The organism is Psychroflexus sp. MES1-P1E (assembly GCF_002836055.1).
In the GTDB taxonomy this organism is placed as follows: Bacteria; Bacteroidota; Bacteroidia; order Flavobacteriales; family Flavobacteriaceae; genus Psychroflexus.
Map to the genome: position 1 here is coordinate 1 of NZ_PJBS01000163.1, position 12,658 is coordinate 12,658.

Genomic DNA, 12,658 nt, shown 5'->3' on the forward strand with positions numbered 1-12,658 from the left:
TCTATTATTTTTGTCCCTCAATAATCAACAAATGATACAAAGAGTACAAAGTTTATTTTTGCTTATGGTTATTATCCTAAATGGTGTGTTGAGTTTTTACTTGCCATTGTGGATAAATTCAAAAAATCAAGAAATATATGCTCTATCTCAACCCATAGCCATATCTTTGTTTTTTTTATCAGTTATTATTACGTTCATCACAATTTTTTTATTCAAAAAAAGAAAACTTCAATTCGTTATAGGACGGATTAATATCATATTGAACTTTGTTTTAGTAGGTGTTTTTGCATATTGGACGCTAAGTTTACCTGGAGAAATGGAAATTTCTGAGAAGGGTATTGGGATGCTTCTTCCAATAATTTCTATCGTTTTTATTGCTCTAGCCAATAAGGCTATCAAAAAGGACGAAGATCTTGTAAAATCTGTGGATCGATTGCGATAATCCTGAAATCTTAGTAATGTTAGTGCATTGAAACCCCGAAGCCATTCGGGGTTTTTTGTTTTTATGAGGAAGTTTTTTGACCTCGCTTACCAAAATCGATAACTTCCAAATCTTTAATGGTTCCTTGGTCTAAATTAAATTTAAGCATTGTTCTCTTTTGATGAAAACCCTGTACACCAACAGCTCCAGGATTCATGTGTAGCAATTTTAGTTGTTTGTCATTCATCACTTTCAAAATATGAGAGTGACCGCTAATAAATAATTTCGGAGGATTTTTTTTGATCTCTTCTTTTATATCTTTACTATATCTGTGAGGGTAACCTCCAATATGAGTTATCCAAACGTCCACACCTTCAAGAGTAAATCGGTGATGAAGCGGAAATTCACTTCTTAATAAATGCCCATCAATATTTCCATACACTGCCCGCAAAGGCTTTACGGCTAGTAGAGCATCTGTAACTTTTTGATCTCCAATGTCTCCAGCATGCCATACTTCGTCAGCTTTGGAGGCCCATTCTAAAATTCTATCGTCTATATATCCATGAGTATCACTCAGTAATAAGATAGCTTTTGACATATTTTTTTTGGTACAATATAAGTAAAGCTTAAGGTTTAAGTCGCAGCTGTATTCTTATATTTGCATGTTATAAATTTAGAGATTTGCGATATCTTATAAGACTATCTTATTTAGGGACTAGTTATCACGGCTGGCAGAAACAACTGCATGAAATTAGTGTTCAGTCTCAAGTAAATCTCGCCTTAAAAACTGCTCTCCAAGAGACTGTTGACGTTGTAGGAGCAGGCAGGACAGATACAGGAGTACATGCTTCGGGATACGTGGCCCATTTTGATAGTAGCCAAAAAATCCTTGATTTTAAAATGTTAGTCTTTAAGTTGAATAGTATATTGCCTCAAGATATAGCAGTGCAAAGTGTGGTTGGCGTAAAAGATGATTTTCATGCTCGTTTCGATGCAATCTCTAGGACTTACAGGTATTCGATAATCCAAACGAAAGACCCGTTTTCTGTAGGAAGGAGTTATTTGGTAAAAAACGAACTTAACTTACAAATCATGCAAAACGCTTCAAATCTCTTATTTAATCATAAAAATTTCAAATCTTTTTCAAAAGTTAAAACTGATGTTTATACATTTGATTGTCAAATAGAAAAGGTAGAGTGGCAAAAAGAGGCACATCATCTTTTTTTTGAAATTACAGCCAACCGCTTCTTAAGAAATATGGTAAGAGCAATAGTAGGAACCCTTATTGAGGTTGGGTTGGGAAAAATATCAGTTGAAGAGTTTAACGACATTATCCTTGCTAAGGATAGAAGTAAAGCTGGTAAGTCAGTTCCAGCACATGCCTTGGTCTTAACAAACATAAAATATCCAGTATAGGATAAAGATATAGTGATACAAATGAAAAATAACAGCGGTAACGTCTTCGATACAAAACTTTTTAAGCGTCTTTTAAAGTACACAACACCTTACCAGAAAACGTTTTATTTTGTGGTTTTTGCCGCCATAATGCTCTCTGTTCTCGCAGTTTTAAGGCCTTATTTACTCAGGCTAACTATTGATAGGGGAATTATCGAAAGCGATTCGGAAAGCCTAATCTTCTACGTAAGTTCAATGCTCGTTGTTCTCATTTTTGAAGTGATTTTTCAATTTAGTTTTATTTTTTATGCCAACTGGCTCGGACAGGAAGTGATTAGGGATATTCGTGTGAAGCTTTTTAAACACATGATGAATTTCAAGAAGCAATATTTCGATAATTCATCTGTAGGTAGGTTGGTGACTCGAGCTGTAAGTGATATTGAAACCATCGCTAGTATTTTTAGCCAAGGCTTATTTATGATTATAAGCGATTTGCTGAAGATGATAGTCGTTTTGGGTTTCATGTTTTGGCAAAGCTGGCAGTTAACTCTCTTAGTACTTACAGTTTTACCTTTTATTCTTTATGCTACTCGTGTTTTTCAAAAGAAAATGAAGGTTGCTTTTGAAGAAGTGAGAACTCAGGTGTCTAATCTTAATTCATTTGTGCAGGAACATCTCACGGGTATGAAAATTGTTCAAATTTTTAATAGGGAACAGGAGGAATACAGACGTTTTAAAGACATCAACAGAAAACATAGACAGGGATGGATCAAAACTGTCTGGTACAATGCCATATTCTTCCCTATTGCAGAAATGTCCACTTCTATTACTATTGGACTAATTGTTTGGTTTGGGGGTTTACGAGTCGTAGAATCAGATGCGCTATCACTTGGTATTATCGTCATGTTTATTGAATTATCACAAATGCTGTTTAGACCTCTAAGGCAAATTGCAGATAAATTCAATTCCCTACAAATGGGTATGGTTGCTGCCAATCGCGTATTTAATATTTTAGATACGGATTCAAAAATAGAGAATAATGGAACTTTAGTTTCCAAAAAGTTAAGGGGACATATTTCTTTTAAAGATGTGAGATTTAGCTATATCCCCGAAGATGAGATCTTAAAAGGAATTTCTTTTGATGTACAGCCCGGAGAAACTATCGCAATTGTAGGAGCTACTGGGGCCGGTAAAAGTACAGTAATCAATTTACTAAGTCGATTCTATGAGATAGACAGTGGGCAAATAGAAGTGGACGGTAAAGATCTTAAAACTTATGAGCTTGCGACCTTAAGAACTCATATTGCAGTGGTCCTCCAAGATGTTTTCTTGTTCGCAGATACCATTCTCAACAACATTACGCTCAATAAAGAAGATGTGACTGAAGAACAAGTTATTGATGCTGCAAAGGAAATTGGGGTTCATGACTTCATCTCTACACTTCCCAACACTTACCATTACAACGTCAAAGAAAGAGGAGTCATGTTGTCTTCTGGACAACGTCAACTCATCGCGTTTTTAAGAGCTTATGTTACCAAGCCTAGTATCTTAGTCCTAGATGAAGCTACATCTTCAGTCGATAGTTATAGCGAGCAACTTATTCAAGATGCCACTGAGAAGTTGACCAAGGGACGAACCTCGATCGTGATTGCACACCGTTTGGCAACCATTAAGAATGCAGATAAAATCATCGTGATGGATTTAGGCAAAATTGTAGAAACAGGAACCCATTCAGAGTTACTTCTTCGGGAAGAGGGGTATTACAGAAACTTGTATGAAGCACAATTTAAACACGAAGAAGAGTTGAACTAACTCAAGTCCGTTTTAATTTGTTCTGCCAGATTTTCAAAATCATCAAAAATATTGAATTCTCCGTTTTTCAAATAAGAAATCTGTCCAGTTTCTTCGCTCACGACCAAGGCAACAGCATCAGTTTTTTCACTTATGCCTACAGCGGCTCTGTGACGCAATCCAAACCTTAGAGGTATATCTCTGTCGTTGGAGACTGGTAAGATCACGCGTGTTGCCGTGATTCTCCCATCTTCGATTATAATAGCTCCATCATGTAATGTGCTGTTCTTATAAAAAATAGATTCAATAATAGGACGGTTTACTTTGATGTCCATAGTATCTCCAGTATTTTTTACAAAATCTAGTTTTGTATTCCTTTTAATGACGATTAAGGCACCAGTTTGGGTGCTTCCCAATTTTTTACAAGCCTCGACAATAATGTCTACATAATTGAGCGTTTTGTTTTCTCGATTGGAGAATCTAAGTTGAAACCAGTTGTTTTTACTGCTAAAGTTGGTCGAGCCAATCATCAATAAAAATTTTCTTATTTCCTGCTGAAAAACCACTATTAAGGCAAACATCCCAACCCCTATAAATTCTCCCAAAACACTACTTAGCATCTCCATTTGTAGAAGCTGAGTTAGTTTCCAGATCAAGTAAATGATAACAATTCCTATAAAGATATTGATCGCTGCAGAGCCTTTTACAAGCTTATAGATATAGTATAGCAAAACGGCTACCAGTAGAATATCTAGGATATCTAAAACTCTAAAGTCTAAAAAATCTAAGGCCATAAAAATTTAATTCTCGATTAATTTTTGGTACAAGGTAACGCATTGCTTAGCTTCAAACACATCATGAACTCTTAAGATAGAACTTCCATTCATAAGAGCGACCATGTTGAGCGCAGTTGTTCCGTTTAAGGCTTCTTTAGCATCGATATTTAATGTCTTGTAGATTGTAGACTTTCTAGAAATTCCAGAAAGTATAGGTAGATTAAGGCTTTTTAAGGCTTTAAGGTGATTTAATAGCTCAAAGTTTTGATCTATGGTCTTTGCGAAACCAAATCCTGGATCTATAAGAAGATCATTAATTCCTCTAGCTCTTGCTTCTAAAACTTTTTTTGAAAAATAATAAATTATGTCGGTGACCAGATGTTCATAAGAGGTCATGTTTTTCATGGTTTGCGGCGTACCTTTCATATGCATCATAATATAGGGAACTTGAGAATCTGCTATGAAATCCATCATGTTAGCATCTAGATTTCCAGCAGAAATATCGTTAATGATATGAGCACCTTGGTCTATACTTGCTTTAGCAACTTCGCTTCTGAAAGTATCTATGGAGATAATTAGGTCTGGAAATTCTTTGGTAATTTGTTGTAAAACTGAACTCTGCCTCTTTAATTCTTCTTCTTCACTGATGTGGTCTGCTCCAGGTCTTGAGCTATAAGCTCCAATGTCTAAAATATCCATCCCGTCTTGAATATTTTTTTCTACTTGCTCTAAAGCTTCTTTGTCATTTTTGAATTTGCCTCCGTCATAGAAAGAATCAGGGGTTAAATTGAGTACACCCATAACTTTAGGGGTAGATAAATCGAGTAAACGTCCTTTGCAATTGATGGTCATATCGACAAATTTAAATATTTTATTCTCATCCTAGTTTCACTTTTTTAATATAAATGCAGATTCTTTTTTGTTTTATATAAAATTAGATCCTAAAAATCTATTAACATGAACACAACTTCTCTCGACGATTATGTATTCTTTTTAGGACTAGTTCTTTTTTTCGCAGTTGGTGATGCCGTATTAAAACTCATTGCTTTATGACAGTCTTTAAGAATAAAACAAATCGGTTGATTTATTGTCTTAGCCCTAGCCAATTCTTTGAGAATTCTATTAGTAATTTATTTAAGGCTTAACAGAAGCAAATATAAATTCAAACATTATTAGCTTTTATATTTCTTTTTTCTCCAATACACTACAACCAGTCCAAAAGCAATAATGCTTAAAATAGGGACTATCACATTAAAAAGTTGCCATTTTAATTTAGTAGACTCTAATTCTTCGAGATTCATTTCATCTAGGCGTATAGACTTACTTCGTGTTTTTACTAAACTTTCATCTCCTAATAGATAATTAACCACATTTAGTAGAAAGGTTTTGTTTCCGTAAGTGAGTCCAGTATATCTGTCGAAGCCCAATTCTAAGGGTTTTCCAGATTCCAATTGATTTTTAATAAGGTCACCATCAGAAATAAATACTTGCTGAGTCTGCGGGCTTTTGTCTTTAGGGGATTGAAGAGTGAAAGGCTTTAGTTTAGATTTAAAAGCAGAGTTGAATTCACCTTCTACGAGTACTGCTAGTGGAAAATGACCTGTGGTGTATAACCTTGGGTCAGGTTCTTTTGTAATCTCATCCAAAGTAACTTCAAAGGGGGTTCCAATGACTCGCGATAGATTTGAACTTTCCAGTAAGATTGTTTTATTGAGATTTGACTCTAAAGTGTCTATTGGGTTTGCAAATTCAAATTTTACAGGACTTAAATTTTCTGTAATAGGGTGGTTGTCAGCAGGATTGCCTAAAGGGTCATAAAACCATGGAAACCTTGTCAGTTGGGTAGAGTTACCACTGCCAGATGCTAAAACAATAGGAGCAGAGTAAAGGTCGTTGACCAATTGCGGGTTGATGCGTACTCCATATCTAAAAAATAAGCTGTACAAGTTTAAGTTTCTAGGAAATGCTACTGTTTTTTTGGAAACTCTGTAGAGACTATCTTTTTCTGCAATGACCTGTTCTGTAAGCCATATAGCTTTCCCTCCATTCATGAGGTATTGATCCAAGACGTAATTCTTCGCGTCTGTAAATGATTTGGTAGGCTTAGCATCAATAATTAAATCGTATGTATTGAGAATATCCAATGTTTTCTGTGGGGAGGTGTTTACAGAATCTAAAGTGAATGGCGCTATAAGATAATAGTCTTTAAGCGTGGATAGAAAATCTGCTAGATATCTATCTTTAAGTTCACCCTGACCTTTAATGATTGCTATTTTTTTTGTTCGCTCTCTACTCAACTTCGTCATTCCATCACTAAAGGCGTATTCTAAATTTTGAACTGACCTTTGGATCATTTCAGAATTGCTTTGCGTCAGTGTTTTTTGTAAGAGTTGTATGGGAATTTGCATACCTCCATACTCCGCCATTGCCCATGGAAATATCAGGCGTTCAGTCAATGTTCCATTTTTACGAATATTGAGTGACTCCGGCGACATGCCATTCTCATAAAATTGATTAGCCACCTCCATAGCATCTAGGTCGCTTTCAAGCGGATCGACAAATTCAAATTTTATATTGCTATTATAGGCTTTAAATTCCTCTAGGATATAGCGGGCTTCAGTTTGGAGTCTTTTAAATTCTGAAGGGAGATCACCCGTTAGAAAAACTTTGATAAGTACAGGCTTATCTATGGTTTTAACCAAATCAAGAGAAGATTCCGTTAAGGTATAGCGACCATCTGAAGTGAAATCTATACGCTTAAAAAATTGAGTGGCTACTAGATTGATAAACACAAGCAGAACAATAATTCCTAAGGCTTTTTTGTGGCTGGCGTTTAACTTCATTTCAAATTAGATTTTAGTTGTAAGTGGGTAAGCACTAAGAAGAAAAGGCTAATACTTATAAAATAAATGAGATTTCTACTGTCCAAAATGCCTCTTGAGATACTCCGGAAATGATGGCTTAGACTAAAATAGTCCAACGTATATAATTGAGAGTCCCAAAGTGGAATTGAGCTTACACCCACTGATCCGAAATACAACAACACGCTTAAAGATGTACCGATAACAAAAGCAATTAACGAGTTATCGGTGAGGCAAGACGCAAAAGTCCCTATGGACGTAAAACAAGACATGAGGAGCAAAACTCCAACATAAGAACTAAAAATAACTCCATAATCAACCCGTACTCCTTCAGCTGATAATTCTGAAATGCTGATGATGTAGAATAAAGTAGGAAGTAAAGCTATAACACTCAATGAAAAGCTGCCCAAAAATTTACCAACAATAAGTTGATTTATAGAAATAGGTTTGGTCAACAAAAGCTCTAAAGTGCCTTGTTTCTTTTCTTCAGAAAAACTCCGCATACAAATCGCAGGAATCAACACACAGAAAATCCAAGGTAAGACTTCAAAAAAAGGTGTTAGATTAGAATATCCTTGGTCAAAAATATTAAAACTTCCAGGCAAGACCCATACCAAAACTCCTGTCGCTAGCAGAAATAGTCCAGCGACAACAAAGCCTATAGCTGAGGAAAAAAAACTATTGAATTCTTTAAGAAAAATGGCTAGCATATTAGTCTAATTCTACGAGTTTATCCAAGCTCCAAGCTTGTGCTTTTTCAGAAAACCCTGCTTTGGTCGCTTTCCATACTTCAGCAAACAAAGCGGAGTTGCGGTAGTTATTTAGATACTCCTCGGATACCCAATAACTATAGGTAAAAAATTGAGAACTGTCTTTTTGATCTTGGTAAAGCTCCAAACGTTGACAACCTTCAAAATGGCGGATTTTTTCTTTGCTATTTTGAAATAACTCCTGAAATTTTTCAATAGCCTCTTCCTTAAATTTCATCTTCACAATTCTAACGAGCATGTTATAAAAATTTAATAGTGAGGGTATCCAGATATTTCAAACCAAATAAACTTGCAGCAGAACCCACACTTAAAGGGTTACTCTTATAAATCGCTAATTCTAGAAAGGCTGATGAATTGAACAAGGCTAGTTTTTTTCCTTCCATTTCTCTTTTTTCTTTAGGGATATCATAATTAATTGCCTTTGAGTAATTCTTATATACCTTATGGAATTTCGTGGATCTTGCAGAAATAACAAACTCTCTTCCTTTGCCAATGGTATTGAACAATTTTCGGCTTATGTTGGAGACTACATTTCCGAAATTATCAATATAAATTACATGACCTATGATTTGGTTTTCTTGTTGATTGACAGAGGGCTTTACATAAGTGAGTTCTTGCATACTAAGGATAGGTTTGCCAATCACATCCAAATCTCCACCTCTACAAATATGAGCTGCAACACTTACAAAAACATCCAAAACACAAAATTTATTTTCTAGGGTATCATGAATATTAATCTCTACAATTTTGTCAGGTTTAATTTCTGAAGAAATCAAGGATAGAATTCCATTATTAGCACAAATAAAATAATGGCCATCTAAATAAATAGCGAGATGCTTATTCTCAGGAGTTAATTCTGAATCTACCCCGATGATATGGATGGTGTTTTCAGGAAAATTATGATAAGCATTTTTAATGATATAAGCTGCTTCTGTATAATTAAAAGGAGAAATATCATGAGAGATATCTACGATTTGGGGTTGTTTCAATTCGCATAGCAAGGCACCCTTTACGGCAGCCACTGAATGATCTTTTAAGCCAAAATCGGTAGTTAAAGTTATAATGGGCATTTAATACACAGTTAATATTTTGAAGCTAAATTTCGACAAAAAAATGCGTAAATTTGCTATGCGAATCTATTATTTTTAACCAAAAATTACCGCTTTTGAATGAACTAATTTTAGAACTCTCAGAAATTAATCCAAGAGAATTTTTTGGACACCACAATTCGAATATTGAACTGATTAAAAAATATTATCCTCAACTTAAATTTGTAGCGCGAGGTAATAAAATAAAAGTCTTTGGTGAAGACGAGCGTTTAGAAGAATTCGAACAGCGTTTTGAAATGTTGATCGATCACTTTTCAAAATTTAATTCCTTAGATGAAAATGCTATCGAAAGTATTTTGACGAGTCAATCTAAAGCAGATTATGATGCTCCTATAACTTCTGGAGCTGTCCTTGTTCATGGTATTGGTGGTCGTCTTATAAAAGCTCAAACCGCCAATCAAAGAAAACTGGTAGAGTTGATGAATACCAACGATATGGTGTTTGCGGTTGGTCCAGCGGGTACTGGTAAAACTTATACAGGAGTTGCCCTAGCGGTTCAAGCACTGAAGAATAAACAAGTTCGAAGAATTATTCTAACTCGCCCAGCAGTTGAAGCTGGTGAAAAGTTAGGGTTTTTACCTGGGGATTTAAGGGAGAAACTAGATCCATATATGCAACCACTTTACGATGCATTAAGGGATATGATTGCTCCAGAAAAGCTGGAAAGCTATATTGAAAAGGGAACTATTCAAATTGCACCTTTGGCATTTATGAGAGGGCGAACCTTAGATAATGCATTTGTAATATTGGACGAAGCTCAAAACACCACCCATCCACAGATGAAGATGTTTCTGACACGTATGGGTAAGAATGCTAAATTTATGATTACAGGTGATCCAGGGCAAGTGGATCTCCCCAAACGATCTATTTCCGGGCTTAAAGAGGCTCTTTTGGTCTTAAAAGATGTCAAAGGGGTAGGAATGATTTATCTCGATGATAAAGATGTTCTTCGTCACCGACTTGTTAAAAAAGTAATTTCCGCTTACAAAGCCATTGAAAATCAAGACTAAAATATGAGCTCAACTCTTCTATCAACCCAATTCAATTTACCAGGACAAGTCGATTACTATAAGGGAAAAGTGAGAGAAGTCTACACGCTTGCTGATCACAATATAGTGATTGTAGCTACAGATCGTCTTAGCGCCTTTGATGTAGTTTTACCTCAAGGAATTCCTTATAAAGGTCAAATTTTGAATGAAATAGCTTCAGAGATGTTGAAAGCTACAGAAGATATCGTTCCCAATTGGCTAGAGGCTGTTCCCGATCCTAACGTGAGTATAGGTGTGAAATGTGACACTTTTAAAGTGGAAATGGTTGTGAGAAACTATCTCGTAGGTCATGCCGCTAGAGAATATACTGCTGGCAATAGAAAGCTTTGTGGAGTAAAGTTGAAAGAAGGTTTGAAAGTCAATGACAAGTTTGATTCTCCAATACTGACACCTACCACCAAAGCAGAGCAAGGTGATCACGATCAAGACATTTCAAAAGAAGAAATTTTAGCCCAAGGCATTGTTAGCTCTTCAGACTATATAGTGTTAGAGGATTATGCTTTAAAACTTTTTGAACGTGGATCCCAACTTGCTGATCAAAGAGGTTTACTTCTAGTGGATACCAAATATGAGTTCGGTAAAACCCCTACTGGTAAAATTGTAGTGATCGACGAAATTCACACTCCAGATTCCTCCAGATATTTCTATAAAGAAGGCTATAATGAAAGACAAGTTAAAGGTGAAAAACAAAAACAACTGTCTAAGGAATTCGTGAGAGAATGGTTGATGGAAAATGGATTTCAGGGAAAAGAAGGTCAGAAGATACCAGAACTTACACCACAAGTTGTTAACTCTATTAGCGAGAGGTATATTGAGCTGTATGAGAAAATCACAGGAAAAACTTTTCGCAAAGCCAAAGTTGAAGATATTGAAGCTAGAATATTAGCCAATATAAAAACTCACCTAAGTCAGTAATTACTCTCTGTTTCTTCTTATTTCGGCTTGTCGCATCGGCATGTTATCTATTTGTTTAAAAATCTGTTGAGGATTTTCTAATCCTTTAAAGGTGTTTTTTAAACCTTGATCTAAACCTATCAAATACAGGGTTAGAGTTGAGGTTTCTGTAAAGTTATCTTTATTTTTAGTAACAAACTCAAGGCTTTTATCGCTAGAATTGATAATAGCTTTTACCTTTCCGTTTATAAGTGTAAAAACTGCAAGTCTACGTTTTTGGACTTCCAGAGAATTCTTTTGTAATCTATCTAGTTGTTCTGTCACTTCAGAAGTCATTTCTTTAGCGGTTAAAACTAGTATGCGTTTGTCGTTAAATCCCTGCGATGACATCATAAAATTAAAGAGTATAAAAGCTACAAAAAATTTCATCTATTGTCTGACTTTTGGTTAATAATTTCAGCTAGTAATTTTTTGGCTCTCAACAATTTCACCTTCACGTTTGTGATGGGTTGATCTATTCTCTCAGCTATTTCTTTATAGCTCATCTCTTTAAAAAACCTTAATTCAATAACCTCTTGATAATGAGGTTGAAGTTCTTTTATTTGTCTTAGCAAATTGCTTAAATTTTGTTCTTTTATGATTTTATCTTCAACAGTAGGTTCAAGATCAGCGATTTGCGAAACTCTTTTAGTATCGATCTCAGAGGTTTTTAGTTTTTGTTTTCTAGTGAGGTCAATATGTATATTCTTAGAGATGGTGATGAGCCAAGTCTTAAATTTAAAAGCATTTTCGTAAGTTTCAATTCTGTCGAAAGCCCTAGCAAAAGTCTGTACTGTAATTTCTTCGGCTTCATAAGCATCTTTGGTTCTTTTGAGTTGAAATCTATAGACATCCTCCCAATAGTGATTCAATAAAGATCTAAAGGCATTTTGATTTCCATACTTTGCTTTTTCGATAAGGTTTGAAATGTTTAGTTTTACTGCCAAGTTTTTTGTTTTTGAAAAATTCCGTTTATTCCTATTCTCATTTTTAAAAAGAGTCAACTTGCCCCAAAGTTAGGCCATATCCATAAAATAGACTTTGGAACTTTAAAAACCTTTTGAAATTGAACCGCTATTAAGGATTTAGCACCAATTGCTATTTTAAATATAAGGAGGACTGGGATCCTTTCTTTACTCAAACAAAAAACAAAAAATATCGACCAAAATAAAAATTGAGAAAAATTGTGCTCCCCAAGAAATAGTAAACTTTATTTATTGTAAAATGGTGAGGTAGAGTAGTATATTTGTTTCCAACATAATTTTAAGGGCTTTTTTTGTTGGCTTAAAACAAAGCTTTCTGGATTTAGGGACAAGTTGATTTTAGACTTGTCTTTGATATTCTGAATTAGTAAATTATCGTCATCTCAAGTAAGGTTTATTTTATTTTTAAAATTTTCACTTTCTAAAAAAGTTGATTTCTGATACATCACAGTTCTACCAATCGAATTATAAGCCTTATAAGATAAATATCGATACATGAAAAAAATTCCTGTTTGAAGAATTTTAAGTTTTTAGCACAAATAGTTTCTTTTACAGGAAATTATCTTGATA

The 12,658-nt window shown here is 34.8% G+C and carries 14 protein-coding genes; 5 read left to right on the plus strand and 9 right to left on the minus strand.

The annotated features are described in order from the left end of the window. The first annotated feature begins 31 nt into the window (after positions 1-31). Positions 32-442: a DUF4293 domain-containing protein gene (locus CXF67_RS07475; protein WP_015023053.1), complete on the plus strand. Its 411-nt coding sequence runs from the start codon at positions 32-34 to the stop codon at positions 440-442. Between the two features lie 61 nt (positions 443-503). Here CXF67_RS07475 and CXF67_RS07480 read toward each other — a convergent pair whose 3' ends face one another. Beyond that, positions 504-1,019, minus strand: coding sequence for a metallophosphoesterase family protein (locus CXF67_RS07480; protein WP_102088187.1), 516 nt, complete (start codon positions 1,017-1,019; stop codon positions 504-506). 83 nt (positions 1,020-1,102) lie between these two features. On the opposite strand from CXF67_RS07480, the gene truA reads away from it, so the two are divergent. Both truA and CXF67_RS07490 read left to right on the plus strand, forming a co-directional pair. Further along, positions 1,103-1,837 (plus strand): tRNA pseudouridine(38-40) synthase TruA, encoded by a 735-nt coding sequence (gene truA, locus CXF67_RS07485; protein ID WP_102088188.1) that lies wholly within the window; start codon positions 1,103-1,105, stop codon positions 1,835-1,837. A gap of 21 nt (positions 1,838-1,858) precedes the next feature. Further along, a complete protein-coding gene (locus CXF67_RS07490) occupies positions 1,859-3,628 on the plus strand; it encodes an ABC transporter ATP-binding protein (RefSeq protein WP_102088189.1) in 1,770 nt (589 codons plus the stop codon). Here CXF67_RS07490 and cdaA read toward each other — a convergent pair. The 6 genes from cdaA to CXF67_RS07520 form a co-directional block, all read right to left on the minus strand. Further along, complete coding sequence (cdaA, locus tag CXF67_RS07495; RefSeq protein ID WP_102088190.1) at positions 3,625-4,401, minus strand: diadenylate cyclase CdaA; 777 nt, start codon at positions 4,399-4,401, stop codon at positions 3,625-3,627. The genes CXF67_RS07490 and cdaA overlap by 4 nt on opposite strands. Before the next feature lie 6 nt (positions 4,402-4,407). After that, complete coding sequence (folP, locus tag CXF67_RS07500) at positions 4,408-5,235, minus strand: dihydropteroate synthase (protein ID WP_102088191.1); 828 nt, start codon at positions 5,233-5,235, stop codon at positions 4,408-4,410. Between the two features lie 320 nt (positions 5,236-5,555). Continuing rightward, positions 5,556-7,226, minus strand: a complete 1,671-nt coding sequence (gene gldG, locus CXF67_RS07505) for a gliding motility-associated ABC transporter substrate-binding protein GldG (protein WP_102088192.1) — start codon at positions 7,224-7,226, stop codon at positions 5,556-5,558. Next, positions 7,223-7,954, minus strand: a complete 732-nt coding sequence (gene gldF, locus CXF67_RS07510; RefSeq protein WP_102088193.1) for a gliding motility-associated ABC transporter permease subunit GldF — start codon at positions 7,952-7,954, stop codon at positions 7,223-7,225. Before gldF ends, gldG begins: the two co-directional genes overlap by 4 nt. Position 7,955: 1 nt before the next feature. Continuing rightward, on the minus strand, positions 7,956-8,252 hold the full coding sequence (locus CXF67_RS07515; protein WP_102088194.1) for a putative quinol monooxygenase: 297 nt from the start codon (positions 8,250-8,252) through the stop codon (positions 7,956-7,958). A 1-nt stretch (position 8,253) separates the two neighbouring features. Continuing rightward, positions 8,254-9,084: an SAM hydrolase/SAM-dependent halogenase family protein gene (locus CXF67_RS07520; protein ID WP_102088195.1), complete on the minus strand. Its 831-nt coding sequence runs from the start codon at positions 9,082-9,084 to the stop codon at positions 8,254-8,256. Positions 9,085-9,179: 95 nt separating this feature from the next. Here CXF67_RS07520 and CXF67_RS07525 point away from each other — a divergent pair, with 95 nt between their 5' ends. Continuing rightward, on the plus strand, positions 9,180-10,133 hold the full coding sequence (locus CXF67_RS07525) for a PhoH family protein (protein WP_015023043.1): 954 nt from the start codon (positions 9,180-9,182) through the stop codon (positions 10,131-10,133). Positions 10,134-10,136: 3 nt separating this feature from the next. Continuing rightward, positions 10,137-11,087, plus strand: coding sequence for a phosphoribosylaminoimidazolesuccinocarboxamide synthase (locus tag CXF67_RS07530; RefSeq protein ID WP_102088196.1), 951 nt, complete (start codon positions 10,137-10,139; stop codon positions 11,085-11,087). On the opposite strand, the gene CXF67_RS07535 is transcribed toward CXF67_RS07530, so the two are convergent. Both CXF67_RS07535 and CXF67_RS07540 read right to left on the minus strand, forming a co-directional pair. Beyond that, positions 11,088-11,495, minus strand: coding sequence for a DUF4174 domain-containing protein (locus CXF67_RS07535; RefSeq protein ID WP_102088197.1), 408 nt, complete (start codon positions 11,493-11,495; stop codon positions 11,088-11,090). It abuts the gene before it with no gap. Further along, positions 11,492-12,052: an RNA polymerase sigma factor gene (locus CXF67_RS07540; RefSeq protein ID WP_102088235.1), complete on the minus strand. Its 561-nt coding sequence runs from the start codon at positions 12,050-12,052 to the stop codon at positions 11,492-11,494. Before CXF67_RS07540 ends, CXF67_RS07535 begins: the two co-directional genes overlap by 4 nt. Positions 12,053-12,658 lie beyond the last annotated feature (606 nt).